The 22,419-nt window shown below is 54.8% G+C and carries 22 protein-coding genes and 1 pseudogene; 9 read left to right on the forward strand and 14 right to left on the reverse strand.

The genetic code is table 11. The features are described from left to right. The first annotated feature begins 1,242 nt into the window (after positions 1–1,242). The 3 genes from RBH20_RS19395 (at position 1,243) to RBH20_RS19405 (ending at position 3,145) form a co-directional block, all read left to right on the forward strand. Positions 1,243–1,923, forward strand: coding sequence for a nucleotidyltransferase domain-containing protein (locus tag RBH20_RS19395; protein WP_306711786.1), 681 nt, complete (start codon positions 1,243–1,245; stop codon positions 1,921–1,923). Then, positions 1,916–2,416: a hypothetical protein gene (locus RBH20_RS19400; protein ID WP_306711788.1), complete on the forward strand. Its 501-nt coding sequence runs from the start codon at positions 1,916–1,918 to the stop codon at positions 2,414–2,416. Before RBH20_RS19395 ends, RBH20_RS19400 begins: the two co-directional genes overlap by 8 nt. 423 nt (positions 2,417–2,839) lie before the next feature. Continuing rightward, entirely contained in the window at positions 2,840–3,145 is a 306-nt protein-coding gene (locus tag RBH20_RS19405; protein WP_306711790.1) for a hypothetical protein, read from the forward strand. Between the two features lie 10 nt (positions 3,146–3,155). Here the strand turns inward: RBH20_RS19405 and RBH20_RS19410 are convergent, their stop codons facing one another. The 3 genes from RBH20_RS19410 to RBH20_RS19420 form a co-directional block, all read right to left on the reverse strand. After that, positions 3,156–3,308 (reverse strand): hypothetical protein, encoded by a 153-nt coding sequence (locus tag RBH20_RS19410; protein WP_306711792.1) that lies wholly within the window; start codon positions 3,306–3,308, stop codon positions 3,156–3,158. Between the two features lie 716 nt (positions 3,309–4,024). Beyond that, entirely contained in the window at positions 4,025–4,627 is a 603-nt protein-coding gene (locus RBH20_RS19415; protein WP_306711794.1) for a hypothetical protein, read from the reverse strand. Positions 4,628–4,669: 42 nt separating this feature from the next. After that, positions 4,670–5,032, reverse strand: a complete 363-nt coding sequence (locus RBH20_RS19420) for a hypothetical protein (protein WP_306711796.1) — start codon at positions 5,030–5,032, stop codon at positions 4,670–4,672. Positions 5,033–5,358: 326 nt separating this feature from the next. On the opposite strand from RBH20_RS19420, the gene RBH20_RS19425 reads away from it, so the two are divergent. Further along, the gene (locus RBH20_RS19425; protein WP_306711798.1) at positions 5,359–5,535 is read left to right on the forward strand and encodes a hypothetical protein; all 177 of its coding nucleotides are present in this window, start codon (positions 5,359–5,361) and stop codon (positions 5,533–5,535) included. Between the two features lie 216 nt (positions 5,536–5,751). On the opposite strand, the gene RBH20_RS19430 is transcribed toward RBH20_RS19425, so the two are convergent. Both RBH20_RS19430 and RBH20_RS19435 read right to left on the reverse strand, forming a co-directional pair. Next, positions 5,752–6,261 carry a hypothetical protein gene (locus tag RBH20_RS19430; protein ID WP_306711800.1) on the reverse strand — a complete coding sequence of 170 codons (510 nt, stop codon included), beginning with the start codon at positions 6,259–6,261 and terminating at the stop codon, positions 5,752–5,754. Then, a complete protein-coding gene (locus RBH20_RS19435) occupies positions 6,258–6,854 on the reverse strand; it encodes a helix-turn-helix domain-containing protein (RefSeq protein WP_306711802.1) in 597 nt (198 codons plus the stop codon). The genes RBH20_RS19430 and RBH20_RS19435 overlap by 4 nt, the downstream gene beginning before the upstream one ends. A gap of 146 nt (positions 6,855–7,000) precedes the next feature. Here RBH20_RS19435 and RBH20_RS19440 point away from each other — a divergent pair, with 146 nt between their 5' ends. Further along, positions 7,001–7,126: a hypothetical protein gene (locus RBH20_RS19440; protein WP_306711804.1), complete on the forward strand. Its 126-nt coding sequence runs from the start codon at positions 7,001–7,003 to the stop codon at positions 7,124–7,126. Positions 7,127–7,229: 103 nt separating this feature from the next. Here the strand turns inward: RBH20_RS19440 and RBH20_RS19445 are convergent, their stop codons facing one another. Together RBH20_RS19445 and RBH20_RS21395 are read right to left on the reverse strand one after the other, a co-directional pair. Further along, positions 7,230–8,309, reverse strand: a complete 1,080-nt coding sequence (locus tag RBH20_RS19445; protein WP_373567988.1) for a PQQ-binding-like beta-propeller repeat protein — start codon at positions 8,307–8,309, stop codon at positions 7,230–7,232. A gap of 364 nt (positions 8,310–8,673) precedes the next feature. Further along, positions 8,674–8,901 (reverse strand): annotated as a pseudogene (locus tag RBH20_RS21395) (hypothetical protein); the annotation flags it as partial. Between the two features lie 16 nt (positions 8,902–8,917). Between RBH20_RS21395 and RBH20_RS19450 the strand changes: the two are divergent. Continuing rightward, positions 8,918–9,238 (forward strand): hypothetical protein, encoded by a 321-nt coding sequence (locus tag RBH20_RS19450; protein ID WP_306711809.1) that lies wholly within the window; start codon positions 8,918–8,920, stop codon positions 9,236–9,238. A gap of 34 nt (positions 9,239–9,272) precedes the next feature. Beyond that, positions 9,273–9,638 (forward strand): hypothetical protein, encoded by a 366-nt coding sequence (locus RBH20_RS19455; protein WP_306711811.1) that lies wholly within the window; start codon positions 9,273–9,275, stop codon positions 9,636–9,638. A 10-nt stretch (positions 9,639–9,648) separates the two neighbouring features. Here the strand turns inward: RBH20_RS19455 and RBH20_RS19460 are convergent, their stop codons facing one another. Next, complete coding sequence (locus RBH20_RS19460) at positions 9,649–9,801, reverse strand: hypothetical protein (protein WP_306711813.1); 153 nt, start codon at positions 9,799–9,801, stop codon at positions 9,649–9,651. Between the two features lie 260 nt (positions 9,802–10,061). Here RBH20_RS19460 and RBH20_RS19465 point away from each other — a divergent pair, with 260 nt between their 5' ends. Next, complete coding sequence (locus RBH20_RS19465) at positions 10,062–10,892, forward strand: type IV toxin-antitoxin system AbiEi family antitoxin (RefSeq protein ID WP_306711815.1); 831 nt, start codon at positions 10,062–10,064, stop codon at positions 10,890–10,892. A 5-nt stretch (positions 10,893–10,897) separates the two neighbouring features. Continuing rightward, the gene (locus RBH20_RS19470) at positions 10,898–11,701 is read left to right on the forward strand and encodes a nucleotidyl transferase AbiEii/AbiGii toxin family protein (RefSeq protein ID WP_306711817.1); all 804 of its coding nucleotides are present in this window, start codon (positions 10,898–10,900) and stop codon (positions 11,699–11,701) included. A 692-nt stretch (positions 11,702–12,393) separates the two neighbouring features. Here RBH20_RS19470 and RBH20_RS19475 read toward each other — a convergent pair. From RBH20_RS19475 to RBH20_RS19500, 6 genes are all read right to left on the reverse strand, one after another. Then, entirely contained in the window at positions 12,394–13,533 is a 1,140-nt protein-coding gene (locus tag RBH20_RS19475; RefSeq protein WP_306711819.1) for an SOSS complex subunit B family protein, read from the reverse strand. Positions 13,534–15,070: 1,537 nt separating this feature from the next. After that, positions 15,071–15,721, reverse strand: a complete 651-nt coding sequence (locus tag RBH20_RS19480; RefSeq protein ID WP_306711821.1) for a restriction endonuclease — start codon at positions 15,719–15,721, stop codon at positions 15,071–15,073. Continuing rightward, positions 15,721–17,748 (reverse strand): hypothetical protein, encoded by a 2,028-nt coding sequence (locus RBH20_RS19485; RefSeq protein WP_306711824.1) that lies wholly within the window; start codon positions 17,746–17,748, stop codon positions 15,721–15,723. Before RBH20_RS19485 ends, RBH20_RS19480 begins: the two co-directional genes overlap by 1 nt. A 67-nt stretch (positions 17,749–17,815) precedes the next feature. After that, positions 17,816–19,603: a DEAD/DEAH box helicase gene (locus RBH20_RS19490; protein WP_306711826.1), complete on the reverse strand. Its 1,788-nt coding sequence runs from the start codon at positions 19,601–19,603 to the stop codon at positions 17,816–17,818. A 212-nt stretch (positions 19,604–19,815) separates the two neighbouring features. Beyond that, a complete protein-coding gene (locus RBH20_RS19495; RefSeq protein WP_306711828.1) occupies positions 19,816–19,953 on the reverse strand; it encodes a hypothetical protein in 138 nt (45 codons plus the stop codon). A gap of 295 nt (positions 19,954–20,248) precedes the next feature. After that, positions 20,249–21,397, reverse strand: coding sequence for a hypothetical protein (locus RBH20_RS19500; protein WP_306711830.1), 1,149 nt, complete (start codon positions 21,395–21,397; stop codon positions 20,249–20,251). Positions 21,398–22,419: the final 1,022 nt, after the last annotated feature.

Genomic DNA, 22,419 nt, shown 5'->3' on the forward strand with positions numbered 1-22,419 from the left:
CGTTGTGATGCTACTCTTCAAGTTGGTAACTGGGTACTGTCGAGACTGCGGTATTCCAATTACATCAGAAAAATTGAAATTACCTTATTCCGACCTATATATGCGAAATCGCAAGACTACGTGGGTATAAATCGTGCAAAATCCGACACAGACTACACTCTTTACCTTGCCATGCACATCTCGGCGGAAGCGCGATAATCATGAGCAAAAATCCATAAGATGTGGAACATAGAAGTAGGTGGTTGATCGCGGAATCCTACCAGAGCGAAGACTGGCAGACTCACCCCCTCAAGAGAACCTATTAGGAGAAGGATATGTATCCCACAACCCGGGACCCTCATCGTGACTTGGACACCGTGGGCAGCCCTCACATGAGGCCGTCCGATCTCACTGAGTCACGCGAGTGACCGACTCACAGATGTCCAGCGCCACGCCGATCACGGTCCCATCCGAACTGAGCCAGAGCTGGCAGACCCACGTTCGAGTCGCGCTCACTTCGAGCCCTCGTAGCGCATAACTCATCGCTCACTGACTGGGGACCACACCACCTTGTCCGGAGGTTTGTATCTGAATCCTAATAGGTTAAAATCACGTTGCTTTCGTCTCCTTCTGCTATCGTAATTTAGAGCGCTATTCAGCCGGGACCCGGACAGTTCTCGGCAGGGATCGCGCCCGCTACTGCAGGCACGATTGGACCGGCGTGAGGCGCGCGACCGCGCCGAGCGCAGCGCCCCGTCGTCCGAGTGAATGCAAGCGAACGAGGGCACGACAGACGAGCATCGCGAGTCTGTCAGTGGCGTCGCGCGCTGTCGCGACACCCACTGTTCATTCCAGTTGGTCCCAAGGCAGTGGACTCATGCCTGCAATTCATTTCACCCACTCCGAGACTGTCGACTCACTAGGTATTAGCTGGAGGAGCCACGAATCAGCAACTGGTTCCTGATCTGGGAGCGTAAATAACGGAGCAACGACCAAGCTGATCGTCTCCCTCGCAGACCCACTCGGGATCGATCCTCCCACCCGCAAAGCTCTCGTCGAGTTGTCTAGGAGTCGGGACTCTCTGCTGGTTCTGACTCAGTCTGAAACTGGCCCAAGCAGTAGCACGTATCGTCTCCAGATCAGTGTCGAGCCAGCGACGCTGGAACCGACAGCGGGCTTGAATTACCCGTATAGGATACCGCCCTATTACTCGACGCCGCCACTTATTTATATGCTGTTGCACAAAATCAGATAGTGTCTGAAATGGCGAAACGAGATATAACGGTCAGCATCGATGCATATCCTGACCCGGATACCGATGTCTTTCGTATCAGTGCCGCAGACGACATCCTACGACTGCTCGTCGATGCCCACGATACGGAGTTTACGATTCCCGAACTCGTCGACGCCACAGGAGTCACCCGCTCGACAGTCTGGCGGGCTGTCAGCCTCCTCGACAGTATTGGGGCTATCCAAATTCGAGAGACGCCACAACGAAACTACATTACAATCAACCCAAACCGACTCCAGAAAGACGACCCAATCCTCGCCATTCCGCAGTCTGAGTTCCATGCACCGATCCGGACATTCGTTGACCGCGCGCAAGCCGCGCTGACTGACGCCGACGACGTCGACGAACTACTCGGCATCGTTGTCTTTGGGAGCGTTGCTCGGGGCGAGGCTGATCGCCAGAGCGACATCGATTGTTTCGTTGTTGTCGATGGTGATCGGACGACAGCACGCCGGCGGATTACCGACGTTGTTGGTGATCTCCAGTCCGACCGCTTCGACGGTGAGCGGTTCGCGTTCGAGCCGTATGTCGAATCTGCGGAAAGCGCATATAGAGCCGGGTCAAAACTCCGTGAAATCTTCGCCGAGGGAATTACGGTGTACGGCAGCGACCAACTCGACTCAGTCCGAAAAGAGGCCGTCGCCGATGAGTAGTACGCGAATCGAGCAACTCATCGATAACGTGCAAGCCGCGTTCGACCGTCGTCCAACAGAAATCGAAACCGGACTAGATGTTGAGGGTGCTGCCATCCTCCAATTGCGGAAGGCCTGTCGCTTACTTGCCGGCGCTGAGGCACTTCAAAACGCTAGCTACTACACGCTCGTCATCGAAGCGTCGTTCGTCGCTATCGAACGGACTGTGGAATTCCGGCTCCTCGAACGCGGAACGATGCAGCCGGATGATCTCCCCGGGACGCATCCTGGGGTCTACCGGGAGGCGGCAGCAGCCGGTGTCTTTGGAGAATCAATGGCCGCGGACCTCGCAGATCTCTGGCGCGATCATCGATCAAAAACCTATTATCAGGATGGACTCGCCTCAGCAGCGCGTGCCGAAGCGATGTACGAACTCGCAACTGAGATTCATAGATACATCACTGGGCGATCTCGAAATGGACATGAGTGTCTCTGTGAAGAGACAACACAGTAATCATTCCTGTCGAGAAATGCGGCTTCCTCGTTCCCTCCTCTTTGTCGGCCGGGATCGCGCCCGCTACTGCAGGCACGATGGACCGCCGCGAGGCGCGCGACCGCGCCGAGCGCAGCGCCCCGTCGTCCGAGTGAGCGCGAGCGAACGAGGACACGACAGACGAGCATCGCGAGTCTGTCAGTGGCGTTGTGCGCTGGGACGTTCCACCTGCCATCCAGCCCCAGTTGCGTCCGGGCCGGCAGACCCACGCCTGCGATCTATCCAGAACTCCGTGGGACCAGTACCTCGACGTGTGACAGCTTGAGCCACCCCGACCCGGAGCTTTTTGAGCGATGACGGACAAGCATGGATCGCACCGTTCTCATGCCACAGCCACAACTTTCCCCAGAGCAACAGCCATCCAACCAGCGTCAGATTCCGAGTATGGAAACGATTGGGCCAGTCGTCGACGAAGTGATCGACATTGCCCGCCGAGAACTCGATGCACCGCGTTCGGTCGAGATTGAGACGTGGGAGGACCGCGAGTTCTTAGTACGTATCAAACACTGGTCAGCACCGGGCGTGAACACTCGGTACGGATACGAGACAGCAATCCAGTATCACAGTGATCGGGAAACCGTCGAAGCCTTCCTGATCGAAGAGGATACACACACTGACGAGCGAGAGCGACTACTGAAGATGGAACTCGGGACAATCTCTGACCCAGTCGACGAAAAAATTGCGGAGTAGGCGACTCGGATTACTTGTCTGTCAGTTCTCGATGACAGCCCTCACAGACTTGATCGTACTCCTCATCGCGCTCTGAGTCGTAGAAGGTCCCCGCGCGAAACCGTTCGGGGTTATATTCGGTCTGGAACGTCTTCTTACAGCGTGGGCATTGAATCTCTCCCATTTAAAATATCACCTCCCGGCGGCCCTGAGTTGGCCGCCACCTGCCTGCGGCCACGCAAAATTGAAGCTGAGTACTGTCTGGGATACCGGGCCCAGATACCGACTAACCAACAGGCACGGGATCAGATCTACCAATGTTGGTTAGAACAGATCGGCACGCCCACGTTGGCCCCCGATTCCAACCACACTCACGGTCGGGTCCGTGCTTGTCGCGTACCTTCTGAGAGGATATCATAGAAATATGAACAGCTGATTTACTTTGACGCATCCTGACTGGTGAAGGGTTGAGATAGAGATGGTTATGGAAGCCGGTGTAAGATATAGAGCGTGAAGTCAGCACAGCAAGTTCATTTCTTTCAGCCTCACACCCTTGAAGTACCCGCTCGATGTGGATGCATCCCGATTGCGACGAATTCTATCAGTTGCAGTTGATGTTTTCAGCGTCCTGCTGAATACAGCGCGCATATTCAGCACACCCTGAGAAATGGTCGGATGTTAGTCAACGATCAGTACATAGTACATATCTTGAGACAGTTCAATTGCGGTCGGTTGTTCTGCATAGTACACCCTTGATAGAATGACTGATCCCCTTTCCAACATATGGTTGCTACTTACCGCTCGCGGGCACCAGTAATCGTCGCTCCATTCAGTGTTTTATCACCCAGGGGTGACCCAGCTCGTCTCAGGCAGAGAAAGAGAATTATAAACGCGTATCGATCATATCGAACGGATGTCGTATTGCGGAAGCCGCATTCGAAACGGCTTGCCGGACGTTCCGAGGTTAATCCTGGCGTCGCCTACGATGAAGTACGTTATTTTGACCTTGAGATCGATATGTATCGCATAATTCGGATCGAGATAAAACTGGATCTCTGGGAACGACGTACTCCCGAACTGACCCGATTCGTACTCCCAAGAATTATCTCTTATATCGACGAACGTTCCGCTGTCTGTCTTCTGTTGGCTGAACTGACCGTTATTCACCGAGTGACTGAGTTCGTAACCGACCTGTGCACTTGGGTGATCTCTAAATGGCCATATTCCTTGGGGGTCGTCGGTGCTAACAGAGATGCCGCTGTCGAATACGACGTCAGGAGCAGAGACGTACCGACCGTACGAAGGCGTTCGATGCTTCGGGACGACGAAGTGCCCAAGAAGCCACGTTGCGGTCTCGTTGGTTCGGAGGTAGCTAGACGACCACTCAGAATCAAAGTCTCCGTCGTACGCGAGCCACCGCTTTGGTCCTGACTGGCGCCTCAGACTGGTCCAGTGCTCCCACCACCAGCGCGAACGGGCCCACCAGGCTTCCACACTTGACATTACAGATCCCCCCGAAGTGAAGTGAGTACGGCGACGGATCGGTCACTCATTGTCACCCTCTTCTCCAGCGTCAGCGCCTCTCGTACCGCCATCGTTGCTCTCTTGAGCCGTTGATTGCTGGCGGTCCCGAAGATTCTCAAACTCCTCGGTCAGATTTAATTCAGACGCGAGACGTTCGGCTACCTGTTCGCGGTAAGCGGCGTGTTGTTCGAGAAGTTCAGTGTCAGGTTGTAACTCACGCTTTCTCTCCTGTATCTCCCGTTCACGCTCGACGATTGCTCGCATGTGTTCAACTGCTCGCTGCTGTTCCCCCGCTGGTATCGGCATTTCGTCGTTGACTGCCATTGCCGATTCCATACCCTCGAGTTCGAACTCGTCTGAGTGATCTGAATTCTTGTCAGCCATACCAATTTTTGGCATTATCGTGCTCTTCGATAAATCTTGTGGGCTGTTAACATGACTCACTTTCACTGTACGATATATGGGACGAAGGACTGAATCCGACTGTAGAGGCAATATCGTCAACGAGTTCAGAGGAATGATCGGATAAATCTGGAAAAAATTTGATGCGGTCCACGGTCCCAAATAGCGGATGCCCGCTCAGAACGAGAGCTTAGAACCGGTGGTACGTCGCTCGTGGACTGATGAATCCATCCTCTACATCTTGCACGCAAGTCTTGACAAGACTCGGATAGATAGACTATGAGAACTGTTCTATGAGATGCTCCTCGATGCGGTTTCACGCACCTGAACTCCAGTTGGGGCCGCACGCTGGTGACAGACTAGCGAAAGAGCGGTTCCTGTCCACATCTCGGCGGCGGGCCGGGATCGTGCCCGCCACTGCAGGCACGATGGACCGCCGCGAGACGCGCGATAGCGCCGAGCGCAGCGCCCCGTCGTCCGAGTGAGCGATAGCGAACGAGGACACGACAGACGAGCATCGCGAGTCTGGCAGTGGCGTCGCGCGCTGTCGCGTCCACCAGTAACCCAGCCTCAGTTGCGCCCCGGCCGGCAGACCCACGCCTGCGACATAGCCGTGAGTCTGTGGGAACAATCGTACCGTAATTGGAATGCGGGATGTCGAAGGTACGGTTCGGATGTCCCGACAGGGCGTTGAAAATCGACTAGCTGTCGTCTGGGAGTAAATCTTCGAGGAACCGGAAGCCGTTCACGAACGTCACCGAGTCTCCATATCCCTCACTGGCGAGTACGGTCTCGGTCCCTTCGCCGGCCGCGATATCGGTCGTGTAGATGTACACTTCGCTTACCGTCCCCGCGCTGAGATGCTGGACAGCTAGAGCCGCAAGCGCGGCGTCGGCCTGCTCAATCTCGTCCGCGGGTCGGTCGTCGGCGTTCGCGATGTATCGCTGGACGCCATCCATCGCCCGCGAGACGATGGGCTTGGAAAAATCAAGTGACGCTGCGACGTCAGTCCACCCCTCGTCGATTGCGGCGTCGACCGGCGGTGCTTCAACGTCGGAGTCATCGACCGTCAACTCTTCGTACACCCGCTCTGGGAGCATGAAGATGATGTCGTTCTGGCGGGCGAATCGACGAACAGCCTTGTACCGGTTGTTCGACAGCTGCCCCATGGCGACGAACAGGCCAGTGTCGACGATATGGAGGCTACTCACGTGTCGTCAGCAGCGCCGTCGTCGATGTCCAACTCGTCAAGCGACGCGCCCGACGCCTCGATGTCGGAGTGCTTGTGGACGACGGGCCGGAGCGCCTGCAGGATCATCTCCGCAGCCAGCGGCGAGATATCGAGGTCTTCGGCCATCAGCCGATGGGTCACTTCCCCACGTTCGCGGGCGACCGCGTAGGTGAGCGCCGTTGCGAGGCCGGCGACGCCGTGGCGGTCGATGTAGGTGTCGATGTCGTCGTTGGTCTCACGGCGACCGACTGCGTCGATGAGCGCTGGCGTGATCGTGTACCCGCGGTCGCCGGCGGCTGTCGTCACAGTCAGGTTGATCTCGCGGGCTGCATATCGACGGGGCTGTTCATCGTGAGTGACCTCGACGACGCCGGCATCGACGATCCGGTTGACGTAGCTGTAGGCAGTTCCTTGTGCGATGTCGAGGTCGTGCATTACGTCCTGGACGGTCGCCTCGTCTTCGTGAGCGAGGTACGTGTACAGCTGGGCAAGCTGTGGCTCTTCGAGGATATCCGCAATCGAGAGGAAGTCGCGGACGATATCGCCGTCGGTCTGGTCTGAGGTGCGTGACATAGTGCGCTTTGATTACAGTTTACAGAGAAACAGTAAAGAGTGTTCTGGTCACCAGTACGATATCGCGATAAGGTGCTCTTTGAGATCGTGCGTTCAGTAGCTGGCTGGCCCACCGGGATTCTCTCTTGACCGACGGTCGACCAACTATGAGCAAGAGCGATCCCAGTCTCTGTTCCCGGCGGCGGGCCGGGATCGCGCCCGCCACTGCAGGCACGATGGACCGCCGCGAGACGCGCGATAGCGCCGAGCGCAGCGCCCCGTCGTCCGAGTGAGCGCTAGCGAACGAGGACACGACAGACGAGCATCGCGAGTCTGTCAGTGGCGTCGCGCGCTGTCAGCATTTCCGGAAAGCAAATCAAAAATGAAGGCTGACCTTCAGCGCTCAATCGCGTACACGTACCCATCGTTGCTGCCGAAATAGACGGTGTCGTCGGTGATGAATGGTTTAGAGAAGACAGCGTTGCCAGTCTTCACTGCCCAGTGCTGTTTCCCTGTCTCGGCGTCAAAGGCCCGCATATAGCCGTGACGGTCGCCGACGTACACTACACCATCGGCAACCCTCGGATTGCTGTTGAGTGGACCTTCTGTCTTCTCTGTCTTCCAGCGGACCTCGCCCGTGGCTGTATCCACACCATAAAAGACTCCAAGATGATTACCGAAATAGACTGTCTCATTCCAGACAGCTGGGGTAGAATTAATATCAAGATCAGTTTCCAGTGACCAGATCAGACTACCGTTGTGACGGTTCAGTGCGTACAGCGTGGCGTCAGTTGACCCGACAAAGACATGATCCCCAGCAACTGCAGCGTCTGCCCAGATATTGTCCTCGGTCGGGAAGTCCCACAAATGCTCACCAGTCGTGGCATCAAGCGCGTAAAATGAATTGTCACCACTACCCACATACACAATATCTTTGTGTACAGTTGGACCTGCCCCGACACGGCCCTTGGTCAGGTACTCCCAATGCTTGTCTCCTGACTCGGCATTGAGTGCGTAGATATGGTTATCGGAACTTCCAAAGTACACTGTTTCATCATCAGTGGTTGGACTACTGGTGATATCGTCGCCAGCTTCGAAATGCCAGCGCTCCGTTCCGCTGGAAGTTACTGCGTAGAGGCTATTATCGTCACTTCCAACATAAATAGTATCGTTGTTCACCTTTGGACTCGACCAAATTGGGCCGTTGGTTTCAAACTTCCAGTTGAGCGATCCATCAGCCGGATTTAATGAATAAAGGTGGTGATCACCGCTTCCAACGTAGAGTTGGCCATGCCTACTGCGTACTGCGGTGGGGACACGGCCGTTTGTTTTATATCGCCACCGAAGCCGCTGTGGCTCAGGCACACGGTTGCTCTCAACTCCTTGATTTCGGCCCTGGAAGGAAGCGTAACAGCCGGCGCTCCCAGCCACACCGCCAGCGATCAGCGTCAAGACCTTCCGTCGAGTGTATGCCATGTAGATTCCTGGTTGTACTCCGTTCGTTCGTAGATGCGGTGTAGAGGTTTCTAGTTTAGGTTTAGTTCATCAGTGAGTGGGAGTAAAATATCTTCGATTGATCCGAACGATTACTTATTGGGGTCCTCACAGTTTCATTCCCCCAGTGTTGATTTTCAGGGTGTAGTTCGGAACTGAACGAGCGAGTCTGCCAGTGGCGTCGTGCGCTGGTGCGCTCCACCAGTAACCCCACCTCAGTTGCGCCCCGGCCGGCAGGCCCACGCCTCCGACATATCCGTGAGTCTGTGGGAACAATCGTACCGTAATTGGAATGCGGGATGTCGAAGGTACGGTTCAGATGTCCCGACAGGGCGTTGAAAATCGACTAGCTGTCGTCTGGGAGTAAATCGTCGAGGAACCAGAAGCCGTTCACGAAGGTCACCGAGTCTCTAGATCTCTCACTGGCGAGTGCGGTTTCGACCCCTTGCCGGCCGCGATTCGGTCCTGTAGATTTACGCTTCGGTTACCGTCCTCCGCTGAGAGGCTGGACAGCCATGGCCGCAAGCGCGGCGTCGGCCTGCTCAACCTCGTCTACGGGTCGGTCGTCGGCGTTCGTTGGTCGACCAACTATGAACAAGAGTGATTCCAGTCTCTGTTCCCGGCGGTGGGCCGGGATCGCGCCCGCTACCGCAGGCACGATGGACCGAAGCGAGACGCGCGACCGCGCCGAGCGCAGCGCCCCGTCGTCCGAGTCAGCGCTAGCGAGCGAGGACACGACAGACGAGCACCGCGAGTCTGTCAGTGGCGTCGCGCGCTGGGACGTTCCACCTGCCACCCAGCCTCAGTTGGCCCCCGGCCGGCAGACCCACGCCTGCGATCTATCCGGGACTCCGTGGGACCAGTACCTCGACGTGTGCCAGCTGGAGCCACCCGGACCCGGAGCTTTTTGAGCGGTGACGGCCAAATCTGAATCGTACCGTTCTCATGTCACAGCCACACCTTTCTCCAGAGCAACAGCCATCCAACCAGCGTCAGATTCCGAGCATCGAAACGATCGGGCCGGTCGTCGACGAAGTGATCGACATCGCTCGGCGAGAACTCGATGCACCGCGGTCAGTCGAGATCGAGACGTGGGAAGATCGCGAGTTCTTGGTACGTATTAAACACTGGTCAGCACCAGGTGTGAACACTCGGTACGGATACGAGACAGCAATCCAGTATCACAGTGATCGGGAGATCGTCGAAGCCTTCCTGATCGAAGAGGATACACACACTGACGAGCGGGAACGACTACTGAAGACTAAACTGGGGGAAATCCCTGATCCAGTCGACGAAAAAATTGCGGAGTAGGCGACTCGGATTACTTGTTTGTTAGTTCTCGATGACAGCCCTCACAGACTTGATCGTACTCCTCATCGCGCTCTGAGTCATAGAAGGACCCCGCGCGAAACCGCTCAGGGTCATACTCAGTCTGGAACGTCTTCTTGCAGCGTGGGCATTGAATCTCTCCCATTGTCACCTCCTGGCGGCCTTGACTGGCCGCCACCCGCCTGCGGCCACACAAAATGGAGGTGTTCCGCTTGGGATACCGGGCCCAGATACCGACTAACCAACAGTACCCAGAATGCGCCGACTTTGTTGGTTAAGACGAAGACACCTTTACTCACTCAAGAACTCAGTTTTGTATGAGAGCGATACTGGTTGTCCTGTCAACCAAGGGAGTCACAAGGCTAAAGCCAGCCTAAGTTTATACTCTATGTACGAAACGCAGTCATGAGTTCAATAGATCAAACAGAGACTATACGCAAAGGGCTCTCGACTCGAGAAAGTCGACTCCTCTCACGACTCGCTGGCGCGGGCCACCAGATCATCTCCGTCGACGACATCGAGACGACGTTGGAGATCCCTCCGAACACTGCCCGAGAGATTGCCTCCCGCCTCACTGAGAAGGGGTGGCTTGACCGACTCTTCCCGGGTACATATCTCATTATCCCACTGACTGCCGGTGAGAAGGGCGTGTACACAACCCACGAATATCTCATCGCCGCCCACGTCGCTACGCCGATGTACATCGGCTATTACAGCGCTCTCAGCCACCACGGACTGACCGACCAAGTCCCCCGGACGGTGTACGTAGTCACGCCGGCCCGAGCCCAAAGCCGGGAGATCCATGGTGTTCCGTACCGCGTCACGACAGTCACTGAGCGGAAGTTCTTCGGCTTTGAGCCGACATCCATTGAAGGCACGACTGTGCAGGTCAGCGACCTAGAGAAGACACTGGTTGACTGTGCAGATCACCCCGAATTTGCTGGTGGCCTTCGAGAGCTCGCGACTGCAATGCGAACCGCCGACCAGCGGGGCTGTGCCTGGGACACCGTCGGCGAGTACCTCGAACAACTCGATAACGGAGCAGCGACCAAGCGGATCGTCTACCTCGCTGACCAACTTGGCATCAATCTTCCCACTCGCGAGGCCCTCGTCGAATCGTTCACGAGTGGGTACTCTCTGCTGGACCCAACGCAGCCTGACGCGGGCTCAAACAACAGCACGTATCGCCTCCAGATCAACGTCGAACCAGCAACGCTGGAGCCGACGGAGGCCTGATCGAAGTGATCAGTCAAGACCGACTCCGAATTCTCGCTCGCGAACTGGATGTTCGCCAAGGGTACGCCGAAAAGAACTACGTTAATTCGTGGCTCCTCTGGGGCATCTTCACGAGCGCCTACGGTGACAATCTCCTGTTCAAAGGCGGAACTGCGCTCTCTAAGCTGTACTTTCCGCAGTCATGGCGGTTCTCAGAGGACCTCGATTTCGGCGTCGAAGGAGAGTATCAGGGATCCAAGCGAGAGCTACGGACAGTCCTCGATACGATTTCCGACCGCTCTGGTATCGAGTTCGAAATTCGAGAGCATCATGAATCGCAGCAGGATCACTATCCGACCCACTACGTCGACGTTAGCATCCAGTACCGGGCAGTCCTCAACCACCCCAATACGACCAGTATTGACGTGATGGTCGACGAGCATGTTGCATTCGACCCGGTTCACCACACCCACACATACGAGGATATCCCCGAATTTAGCCTTCAGGCGTACAGCGTTGAGGAAATCTTCGCCGAAAAGCTCCGGGCGATCTATCAACGTGGGGCCGCTCGTGACTACTACGACCTCTACCAGTTGCTCGAAACTGATTCAGTCACGACTGACTTTGCTGACGTGCGACCCGCCTTCAAGGCGAAGTGCGAACACGACGAGCTCACAGCCACCCTAACAGATGGGTTGCCTGACGAGCAACGAGAGACTATCCGCCACCAGTGGGAGACCATCCTGCCGGACCTCACCGGTGATCCGCCGGCGTTTGAGATGGTCTGGAATCAATTGGACACGACAATCTCTCAACGAGAGTCGAGGTAGTCAAGGCCCGATATTGGCATCAGTGACCGGCTGCTCTCTCATTCGGAACTCCGGTCCTCGCTCTTCTGTAGAACAGTAGAAAGGCCTGATAACGATACAGCCAATGGTTGGCTCGACGAAATCACCAGGGATTGGGCGACCGAATGATACGAAGTGTAACTCACGCAGCGGTGCGAAACCCATCCACTGTTGGTTACCCCGCTGAAGAGGTTTCCGCCCACTCACAATATCTTAAACAGCGATGCAATGCGGCTTCTTCCTTTTCTCTTCGGCGGCAGGCCGGGATCGCGCCCGCCACTGCAGGCACGATTGGACCGGCGCGAGGCGCGCGACAGCGCCGAGCGCAGCGCCCCGTCGTCCTCGTGAGCGGTAGCGAACGAGGGCTCGACAGACGAGCATCGCGAGTCTGTCGGTGGCGTCGCGCGCTGGTACGCTCCACCTGCCATCTAGTCCAGTAGCTCCCGGGCCGGCTGGCCCACGCTTACGCACACACCAGAACATCAGCCCTCTCACAGCCACCGCCAGACTGACCCACGTCGGCGCGCCGTTGCGGTGGCGCTCCAGTCCGTGCGCGCGGTTGTCTCGCCGCCGCCCGGCTCGCCGGAGGCGGCGGCGAGGCCGCGTGCGCGAGCACCGTCGCACCGCCCGAGGAAGCCCCCCGCTCGATGGGGTGACGCCCCCGCTATCGGGCGTTAGTCTGCGGAGTGGACGAGACCCTGATGGGTGGCGGCCCCATGCTCAGTGTCGAAGAGGTCCGAACACTCGGGACAGCGGGCCTTCCCGAGCGTCACGGCGACCGCGCGGTCAGTGTCCCGCTCGTTGGCCCACTGATGGGTGTCCGACTCTGCTTCCCACGACGCCACGGTCGGGCTATCGCCGGAGGTGCTAAAAGCACAGCCAGCGTGTCCGGTGGGCGCGGGACCGTCGCCGCGCTCGATGATGCACATGAGCGTGTCGCTCGTGACCGCCACTGTCGCCATGCCGTTGTACTCGTCGGGCTTGCCCCCGGAGATTCGCACCCGGTCGCCTTCGTGGAGGGTACGGACCATTTCGCCGCCGTGCATGGACTTGCCCCAGACCGTGACCTTCGCGCTCGTTCCCTCGTCGTCTTCGAGGTACAGCACTTGATACTGGTTCCGAGCGTCGGGGTCCTCGATGATGTGGGTCACTTCCCCCTCAACGGTACACTCGTAGCCGTAGGGCGAGACATCCGCGATAGGCGTGGGTGATTCCAGTTCGTCGCGGGCTTCCGCAAGCACGGTAAAGGACGCCTCATACAGGTCGTTGCAGTCGCCCATCTGCCCGGAGACCAGGGCCGCGAGTCGGCGAGCCTCCGCGGCTTGTGACAGACTGGTCTTGTCTGCCAGCGTCGCGGCCTGCTGGTTGACTCGGGCCAGCGTGTCGCGGTCCATCCACTGCCGGGGGTCAGCCGGCGAGCGGAAGCCGTCGGCACGTTCCGTCTCGGCTTCGGTGAGCTGGCGAGCCGAGGCTTCGCGGTCGGGACCGTCGACGTGAGCGCGTGCGACCTTGGAGTGTCGGGCTTGCTCGGCTTCGCGTGCGTGGCGCTTCTCTTGCTGTTCCAGAGTTTCGCCAAAGTATCGGTCCGGCCCGACTTTGGTCGAGCGGGTCCAGTCGTATGCCTCCTCCTGACGGGCGTAGTAGTTGCCACGGCTATCGCTCCCTTTGTTCATCCGGAAATCGAGTTCGTCGCCGTTCTCGGTCTCTGCGACCTCCTCTAGAAGTTGCTCGGGACCGCCGTCGACGTGGGCGGAGAGGGTAACCGTCCGGTTGCTGGGCGATGCTTTCTTACCGCTGGAATTGGTAGCGTACATTGTCTTTCGGGTTCCTACGGAAAGACACTTGTCGGGTGTTACAGCACCCGATTTCTGCGGCGTGAAACTGCTTCGTGAGCGCCGCGTGCGTCGTGCCTTTCCGTACTTAAGGACACGGGTGCATACAACTTAAAGATAACGGACAAGATTGATTGTTTCAAGTGCAATATTCGGGTGTCTGAGTGGTGTCTAAGCGGTGTATTGCGTTTTTGTTTTTGAGGGAAATTAGTATATAAGGGCGGTGTGGGTTTGACACCCCGGCGGGCGGTCCTATTGTGTGCGGTTGCGGTGAGCCAGCATCCCGCGCGGCCAAGCGAGTGCCGGATGGGTGAAAGCCCGGCAGCGCAACGGAGTGAGCAGCCCGGAACACAGGGCACTCCGTGCCCGTCCTCGTTCCGGCGAGGGAGCGCCGGCCGCGAGGGTTCCTCATCCAGACCGCGCGCGACTCTGACGCGTGCGTCGACTACTGCTGTGCTGCAGTAGTCGGGTGGGACTGAAAGGGGCACGCCGCTGGCGCTTGCTGGAGTCGGTTCAGCGGCCCCTATCCGAACGGAGTGAGGATATGTCGCTGAGCGACCGCCAGCGGCGTGGGGCTTTCAAGATGTGCTGGTCCGACACCGAACTCGTCGTCACGATACTGTTTGGAGTGGTTCCAGTACAGCATGCCCCAGCAGTCTCATAGCAGTCAGTAGTGCCTCCGAAGTTAGTGTTCCGAGTTGCGCCGCTAGCAGTGCCGTGATTACTACTGTCTGTACTTTTGCCTCCCTCCAGACCGTCACGAGTGCCACACTACTCGACTCCAGACATAGCAATGCCAGAAGCCTTCCCCCGCCATGCACGCGACCCTTCCACTTTGGACCCGTTTCGTCCCTTCTCCGTCCTCGTCCCGGCTTCGGAAAGAGCGAGAGTGCCGCCCAGCGGCGGCTGCCCGGGGGCAGAGCGCACACCAGCCAGCCATCCGTTCCTGCCCGGCCCGTCAGTCCCACTCCGACACACGCTCGTCTCTTGTGTTCTCAGCCGGCCTGCCAGCCCCACGCTGTTATCCACCAGCCGTCCGTCCGTTTCGCCCGCCTGTCTGCCCCACGCTGCAAGTGGTCGACTGCCAGCGCAGTGCAGTCGTGTCCCTTGCGTCTCCAAGCGTGGTCGGGGTCTCAATGTGGGCGTCTTCTGCGTCGGGGAGTACTAAACAGAAGGGATGGCGACGATCAGACTAGCCGAAAACGCTCTCATAAGTCATCATCGTGGACCAGATTTGGACCTACGAATCTGGTGATCGAGTTAACGTCGCTATCGAGCTTGAGTCGGTGAGTGAGGCCAATGAATTGGCTGGAAAAGTCTGGATTGTCTAAGCACCGTTTAGTCCAGCGATCGGACCAAAGTATCTAATCCTCAGGGAGCCCACCCAGTTCTCAGGCACTGAACGACTATGTCGAAAGCCTCTGTGAACTTCGATAAGCAATCACTGCTGTCGAGGCTGACGCCCAAAGATAGGTTAAATCATCGAATAGTAGAGTGGGAATGCTATCTAGAGACTAAACTACCGTATTTCAGCAAGAATCTTACCCATACCGTCGGCATCTAGCTCGGCATCGTCGAGCCATTTTTGTAGCTGCTTTCGTCCGTAGAGAGTGACGTCTGAGTTGTCGGCGGCTTCTCTAGCGCTGTTGGTGTATTGTGAGGTGGTGACTACAGCGGCAGTATCGAATTCGTATTCTGGGTTCCGCACTGTGGCACCGGTGTATATTTCTTGAACTGCGCTGTTACCAACCGGGTTCTGTTTATCGTAAGCTTTTGCTTGAATGCCGACTGTCTCCGATTCACGAAACCAGACGACGTCGACGCCTTGGTCACCGGAAGCTTCGGTGACCTGGGCTTCACCATCGACTCGACTAAGAATCTCGGCGAGAATGTGTTCGAACTCGTATCCAGAAACAAGTTCCAGATCGGTGAGATCCATGTACCGGGGGGAACGAGCAGACGAATTCCTTGAAATGCTATCGTAGGCAGTAACTCGTTCAAGCTCTTCACGCACAATCGCGACGGCGCGGTCGTGAGGGACCTCTCTGTCCCAACGGCCTTCGATGAGCGCCTGTGCTTGGGCGTTGACAGATGCGTCAGTCGTCTCTAAGAATTCCGCAAGTGAGTCCGAAGTTTGGAGTTGGTCCTTGAGAGTGTGCTGGTCGGTCATTAATAATCCCCAATAAGCTGTTTTAGCATCCCTGCGCTGTGTCGATGAGCTTCTTCGTCAGATTGGATATCAAATACGATCAGTTTGTTGCGGCCAAGCAGTTGCTTTCCAAGAATCACCATGTACCTCTCGTTCCTTCCAGCCTTCACTGAGCGAAACTCTTCGACGACATTTTTTGGAATCTTTTCAGTGTCTGTCTCACCTATTGAACGACAGGCAGAGCACCATCCGTCATCTAATTCGTTGCTGGCGTAAGCTATGTCACAGGAACTGCAAACCTTGCGATGGGACTCACACACCTGCCCGGAGCCGACGATTTTCATGTTGCGATGTTCACTGCATAAGGCTTCGTTGCCGACTGAGCAGTGGACTACGTGCGTACCACAGAAACCACGGCCGGTCTGCTCTAACTCATCAGAACACGGTGTGCAGTACTCGATGTGGGTATCGCAGAGAGTGTCACCGCACGTGACACAGGCATCACCGTGGTCGGAACAAACGCTATCTCCACATTCGTTGCACTGTCTGACGTGCGCTTGACAACGAGTGGATCCACAATGGTCACAGGACTCAGTATGAGTGTCGCAATGATAGGTATCGCAGTCTGTGCAGTGCGTTAGATGCGTGTCACAGTGGAACTCGCCACAGGTATCGCACGCTTCACCACACAACCGGCACTCTGTACCTCCACAGGCTTGACATACCTCACTGTGGTCAGCACAGATCGGTGAGTTACAGGATGAGCATGTCTGCCGACAGTCGCTGCACACGGGCTCCCAGCAAATTTCGCACTCAGAGAATGTAGAATCTCTTTCACAGGCGTCGCAGTACGATAACCCGCAACTACGGCAGGTTGTCGCGCATGGATCACCCACGAGATGTCCATTCACACACAACTGTGGTAGGACTCCATTGGTGAGATCTTGTGAGCAGACTTCACAATCCAACCCTTGGAAGTCATCGGTAGCGGGGAGATACGACACTTCAATGTTCTGCTCAGTGTGTGACGATTTTATTTTCAGTGCCAGTGTGCCACGGGCGTACGTGACTTCGGTGACGCCGAGCAATGACACATCAATGTCGACCTCATTCCGTTCGATTACTTCATCAATTTCTTGACTCTCCTCTGAATCTAATTCGCGTTTTTTCTCCTGTACCTCCCCCTTGAGCTGTTCTAACTCTTGTTCAGCTTCCTTTCGGTTCTTGATGTACCTGCGACGCGTCTCATCCTTTCGCGCTTTCCGGCGCTTTTTCTTCCATTTTTGAATTTCTTTCTCTTGCTCACTGATCTGGCTATCAAGTTCGCTCCGGCGTTGTTCGTACCAGTCACTAATTTCAGCTATCCGTTCGCCCGCAGTCTCATCAGCCTCTTCGCGAATATCGGAGACGATAGGCCTCGAGCGGTCAATTACCGCCTGCTGTGCTTCCTCAAAGGCCTGTTGAACCCTCCTCTGGGAGATATCACGTGCGGTGTGTTCGTTGTTCTGTTGGAGGAGTTGCGGGAGATGTGCCGTGAGCCGGGCAGTAAGGTCTGGGAGCCGAGCCCCGTTCTCTGGGTCAACCGTCACGGAAAACATCTCCTCAGTGTGGAACGATGAAGGCGTCTCGAACTGCACTTGGAAATGGAACGCCAGCGCAAAGTCGGATGTTCGTTTGCTGAAATCAGTGACGCTCACACTCAACGACGATTCTTGCAGTACTAATGGAGGTTTGACCTGTAATTCGTCTTCAGTTAAACGCAATTGTCCAACTGTGCCCGGTTGCTCCACTAAATCCAGGAGCGCTGAAAACACACGCGTGCCTGGTTGGACGAGCAGGTCACCAGCGCCTAATTCGCGATCTGCGGGGTCGAATACAAGGGTACCGTTTTCACGGTCCAATCGGTTAGCGAGTTCACGTGGGAATGTGACCTGCCACTTTGCACTGTTAGATTCGTCAACCTCTGCACCGTAGTTTTCCAGTACTGTCTTTGTGAAACGCTTGATATTGACGCTATTCAGGATTGACGTATCTACTTCTGAGTTCATACGTCCCTCCGCATCACAGCGTTCAGAATCTGTGACCGCAGATGACTTGTGTAGAGATATCTATAGGTCATGCCTTGTTATCTCCTGTCTCAAAGCCGTCGAACACTTCTTCGTTGAATTCTTGAGCTTTCTTTGCGGCCTCTTTATCGTCTTTGAGGTCAACAGCCATATCTTCAAAGTTATTCTCAAGCTCTCGCTCTGAGCCGGCTTCAATGAGTTGTTGGAGGACCTCCTGTTCGAACTGCCCACTGGACTGCTCCCGCTCAGAGAGAATTTCTTTTAGCCCCCCGACAGTTTGGTGGAAGACATCAATTTTCCCATAAAGCTTTTCGAGAACGTAGTCTTCTACCGTCCCCTCCAATGCGAGGTTGTATACGTAGACGTCCCGGTCCTGACCGATTCTATCGATGCGCCCAATCCGTTGCTCAACGCTCATCGGGTTCCAAGGGAGATCGTAATTGATGATAACGTTGCAGAACTGAATGTTTCGACCTTCACTAATTGAGTCAGTGGTGACGAGGACACCCCCACGTTCCTTGAATCGCTGAATCTGGTTGTCTTTCTCTTCGCTTGATAACGATCCACTCACACGGTGTACTGGGACATCGTTGCCGCCAGCGCCTGCATGCAGCGCGTCCACGATAGCGTCTTGTGTGGCGCGAAACTGGGTAAATACGATTGTCCGACCAGTATCCATCCGCTGGTTTACACTACGGATGATTTCCAAGAGCTTCTCCTGCTTCGTGGTTCGGTCGATTTGTCGTGCCTGCTTTGCAATTGAGAGGAGCTCATCGCGCTCTTTACCTCGCACATCTCGTCCATCACCGTCCAACCATTTTTCAACAGTACTGAGAACCGCCCACGGTGAGCTCACCACCTCTTTCTGCAGCATCAGCATTACGAGGTGCTGTCCAGCCTGTTTTGAGTAGTGATTCTTTACATAGTCTGTGACAGCACTGTACAGGGATTGCTCCTGCCGACTGGGTTTGAATGTCTTTGTCCGCACTTGGCGATCTGTGAAATCAATCGCGGTGTCCCCACGCTTGTGACGAATCATCACCGACCGAAGTTGGCGGTTCAATTCGGCAGCATTTTGCACCCCGCCAGAATCATCCTTCGGAAGATACCGCCGTTCAAATTCACTCTCGGTGCCAAACAGCCCGGGCTGAATTAGATTTGTCACATTATATAGGTCTGTAATGTCGTTCTGAACGGGTGTTGCAGTAGCGAAAAAGGCATATTGATATTCGATGTCGTCTACGAAGTCGTAGCGGTTGGTGTCTTGGTTACGCAGATAGTGTGCTTCGTCGACAATTAGTGCGTCCCATGAACGCTTCTGAATCTCGTTGGCATAGGAATCCCGCTTTGCAGTGTCAATGCTGGCCACGATTTTATCATACTCGGTAAAACCTTCGAACCCATCATCATAGTTACAGACGAACTCAAGCCCGAATTTTTCACGCATTTCTTTCTGCCATTGCGTCGCAAGCTGTGCTGGTGTGAGGATTAAGAATGTATCATGGGCCTCACGAAACACCATCTCTTTCAGCACCATCCCAACTTCAATCGTTTTTCCCAACCCAACCTCATCTGCAAATAGTGCTTTTCCGTCCATCTGGAACAAAGCTCGATGTGCGGCGTCCAGCTGATGTTCCAGCAGCTGGACTTGATCCGAAATCTCTTCGAGAGATTGTAGCTCTTGTTGGCTTTGTGCGATTGAAAGTCGATTTGCTTCGATGTTAAGCAGATGGTCTGAAAGATCTTCGTCAGTCGATGTGCCGATCTTATCGAGTATGTTGGGGGAGTCTTCTAACTCGAAAGTGGTGTCGACGAGCGATTGGTCGTCTGTTGCCATCTAATTACGATATAGAATCATTAGGTGGAATTATAAGTTGTGGCTGAGAATGTCACCTCGATTGTATTTCCCGGTTCTATACCCCTCTTATCGGCTGTAACTTAATTTAAGCTCAACTGCCAGGGGGAGGTCTTTTTATATGCCGGCCACTGTGAGAGCGTTTGGATATTCGCAGCCACTGGGTGGGGCTGCCGTCAGTTGAGACAGGGCACCTATTTGCCGCCGTGTGGTTGGCCTTGGAAGACCTCACCACTGGTCTGCGCCTGTCGATGCTGGGCACGAACGTCTGGTTGGTCGTCGGCTTCGGTATCTGAAGACTGTTCGTCGACGGACTGCTGTTCGGTGCTCATGATCGGGAAACCCCTCACCCAGTGGGGGGTCACAAAATCGCCTCTAATACTGCCGTCAGACTGGTATCGCTACGGCTCTATACGCTTGTAACAACCACCAAGTTGGTCCGTTGACGCTGTACTTTCTATACGACCCCGTTAGATGACGAAATCGATCTGACGGCACCACCATGGTTTAATCACACAATGCACTAGAGAGGGCTTACACAGTAGCGTTAATTTGTAGTCGGCCAAACATCACCAGTGGGCAGAAGACCTGCAGTGAATGGCAAAACACTCCGCACTTGCTGAAAATCTATTTTGAGGACTCAAATACTCTTTCTGGGTCCGTGAATAGCTTCGTAACAGATGATTCAGGCCCAAACATCTCTGCAAACTCATTTTCGTCGTACATGGGGATGTCCTGAATATTACCCCCACGTGCTGTACTCTTGTTGAGATGAAGATAGGGTTCGTTATTTTTCTTCCCCCGATCTCCATACCGGATATACTTTTTATCCCCAGCAGAATTTGTAATCTCTGCGACTGTAATCTGTCCACGCCCCGATTCATAATCGTCGGCAATGCACGCTAATTCCCCCTTTTCAAATGCCTTGACATAACACTCATCCATCGATGAGAGTAGTTGTCGCCATTCTTCAGGGCTAAAGAACAACCGGCCACCGTTCTTAGACCCCTCTTCATAGACGCTCTGAAATACGACCGCTACAGGAACCCTTTCAGTCTCTTCGTAGGGCTCGATCGCTTTATGAGGGATTTCTACATCCTTTTTGAGTCTGATTGAATTCTCACCCGCCGTATAGGATGACGTTCCAATCTGTTCCCATGATACGACCAATTCATTCTTCAGTAACTTTCGGTATTCAGAAAGCAGCAGTCTAACTGTTTCTCCACTAATTTCCTCCCCTGAGATCTCAGTTTTACCGATCTCATCAACAGGAGTATTCAACAGTGCCCCAATTTGCTGACTGAGTGCTTCCCATGTTACAAGATCGAACTCTGACGCTTCCAACTCGCGGGCATGATCTTGTAATTGTGACTGATTGAATGTACTGCCTTCTTTCGCTTCTACTCCGACAACGAGTTCATCATTAATCTCGATCGTTATGTCTAGCCTCCTCGGCTCTTTCGGTGGCTGTGACGGATCAAGCTCAGTCACATCTGGTTTGTCGTAATCATGGCCCTGGGTAGCTAATCCTATGAGCGCCGCGTCATCTGACCGTTCTGCCGACACTGCAGTATTTTCTTGAGCTTTCACCGTGACACTACTTGGATCAATAGTCTGTAAATTGATATCGTGGTCTACTGGGTCAACTAGTGTTTCCAGCATCTTCCGTGAGATATCCCAAGGAAGTTTGTTCAACAACCAACAGAGGTTCTTCGTTGCATTATCTTCTTTGTGGCTCCCGTGATGTGCGAACAACAACTCTTCTGCACGTGTCATAACTATTTCTAATAAGACAGCGAAAAAAACCTATTGGTACACAATTGTATTCGATTGGGTATTTCATATATGGATATTCTAACTAGTTAGTATGTAGCAGAAAAGTTACTTGATAATGAACCCAATTTCAAATCTTCCATCTCACATTTCGTCCAATTTCTATATAGTGAGCACCCCCATGACAATTCGCGTCGTCTATTTCGGCTTTTGCACGAGACGTCAGAGCACCCATAGCGATCACCAGCCACTCGGTTCCAGCGGGGAGGTCATGCAGTCGGTCCTGCACTGTCGGCCAAGTCACTGGACCTCCACGGTAGAATTGCACTCGGAGGTCTTTGTGTGCAAACTGGAGTTCGACCTCATCTTTAACGAACACAACCGTGGCCTCTCTCGCAGATGGAGTAAATGCGTCATAGTCACGCACCAACGCTAGAAGGACCCCTGCTAACCCTCGTGCTGAGAGGGTTGCAACCGTGTTGTCGAGCAATACAGTACCGGGAGAGTTAGGAAGTGTAACGCTCTCGACAGTGAAGTCTCTCTTGGAGTGGGAATCATCGGAGAACACGCACCCCTCAAACCGAAAGAGACATTTAGCACTTTGGGTTTTAGCAACTGAATAGTCAGACGTACCGTTGTACGTCGAATCTTTGTATAATAGTCAGAGTTAGATAATGAGTTGATGAGGGATATCGCGGCAAACTGCTATACCCGTGGTTGTGTCTTCAATGGTTTCTACTGGGTATAAAATCCAGCGGTTTTAGCGTTCATATTGGCATCCTTACTGTTCTATGATGCTGCCTCTACACTCAATCCGATACACAAGAATAGTCCGCCGAGTTGCAAAACTTTAATATACTAGTTTCGCCAGAACCGCCAGCGATATACATCACGTTTCAGTCTATTCGAATAGATGTCTTGGCCTGATGAGAGAACCCAAGCGTCTGCTGGCACCTCAGATGAGACCTTCGTGAGCTGGGAGTTGACGTATGAACGGGGGTTTGCCTCAGCACCCGATGATTCCG

Source organism: Haloarcula sp. H-GB4 (genome assembly GCF_030848575.1).
Classification (GTDB): domain Archaea; phylum Halobacteriota; class Halobacteria; order Halobacteriales; family Haloarculaceae; genus Haloarcula.

Excerpts from the sequence above, each read along its gene's own strand:
- RBH20_RS19425 (WP_306711798.1), top strand. The coding sequence starts at position 5,359 with ATGCGGTTTCACGCACCTGAACTCCAGTTGGGGCCGCACGCTGGTGAC.
- RBH20_RS19410 (WP_306711792.1), bottom strand. The coding sequence starts at position 3,308 with ATGGGAGAGATTCAATGCCCACGCTGTAAGAAGACGTTCCAGACCGAA.
- RBH20_RS19495 (WP_306711828.1), bottom strand. The coding sequence starts at position 19,953 with ATGAGCACCGAACAGCAGTCCGTCGACGAACAGTCTTCAGATACCGAA.
- RBH20_RS19415 (WP_306711794.1), bottom strand. The coding sequence starts at position 4,627 with ATGTCAAGTGTGGAAGCCTGGTGGGCCCGTTCGCGCTGGTGGTGGGAG.
- RBH20_RS19405 (WP_306711790.1), top strand. The coding sequence starts at position 2,840 with ATGGAAACGATTGGGCCAGTCGTCGACGAAGTGATCGACATTGCCCGC.
- RBH20_RS19455 (WP_306711811.1), top strand. The coding sequence starts at position 9,273 with ATGTCACAGCCACACCTTTCTCCAGAGCAACAGCCATCCAACCAGCGT.
- RBH20_RS19400 (WP_306711788.1), top strand. The coding sequence starts at position 1,916 with ATGAGTAGTACGCGAATCGAGCAACTCATCGATAACGTGCAAGCCGCG.
- RBH20_RS19450 (WP_306711809.1), top strand. The coding sequence starts at position 8,918 with ATGAACAAGAGTGATTCCAGTCTCTGTTCCCGGCGGTGGGCCGGGATC.
- RBH20_RS19475 (WP_306711819.1), bottom strand. The coding sequence starts at position 13,533 with ATGTACGCTACCAATTCCAGCGGTAAGAAAGCATCGCCCAGCAACCGG.
- RBH20_RS19395 (WP_306711786.1), top strand. The coding sequence starts at position 1,243 with ATGGCGAAACGAGATATAACGGTCAGCATCGATGCATATCCTGACCCG.
- RBH20_RS19420 (WP_306711796.1), bottom strand. The coding sequence starts at position 5,032 with ATGGCTGACAAGAATTCAGATCACTCAGACGAGTTCGAACTCGAGGGT.
- RBH20_RS19465 (WP_306711815.1), top strand. The coding sequence starts at position 10,062 with ATGAGTTCAATAGATCAAACAGAGACTATACGCAAAGGGCTCTCGACT.
- RBH20_RS19480 (WP_306711821.1), bottom strand. The coding sequence starts at position 15,721 with ATGACCGACCAGCACACTCTCAAGGACCAACTCCAAACTTCGGACTCA.
- RBH20_RS19500 (WP_306711830.1), bottom strand. The coding sequence starts at position 21,397 with ATGACACGTGCAGAAGAGTTGTTGTTCGCACATCACGGGAGCCACAAA.
- RBH20_RS19440 (WP_306711804.1), top strand. The coding sequence starts at position 7,001 with ATGAGCAAGAGCGATCCCAGTCTCTGTTCCCGGCGGCGGGCCGGGATC.
- RBH20_RS19485 (WP_306711824.1), bottom strand. The coding sequence starts at position 17,748 with ATGAACTCAGAAGTAGATACGTCAATCCTGAATAGCGTCAATATCAAG.
- RBH20_RS19445 (WP_373567988.1), bottom strand. The coding sequence starts at position 8,309 with ATGGCATACACTCGACGGAAGGTCTTGACGCTGATCGCTGGCGGTGTG.
- RBH20_RS19435 (WP_306711802.1), bottom strand. The coding sequence starts at position 6,854 with ATGTCACGCACCTCAGACCAGACCGACGGCGATATCGTCCGCGACTTC.
- RBH20_RS19490 (WP_306711826.1), bottom strand. The coding sequence starts at position 19,603 with ATGGCAACAGACGACCAATCGCTCGTCGACACCACTTTCGAGTTAGAA.
- RBH20_RS19460 (WP_306711813.1), bottom strand. The coding sequence starts at position 9,801 with ATGGGAGAGATTCAATGCCCACGCTGCAAGAAGACGTTCCAGACTGAG.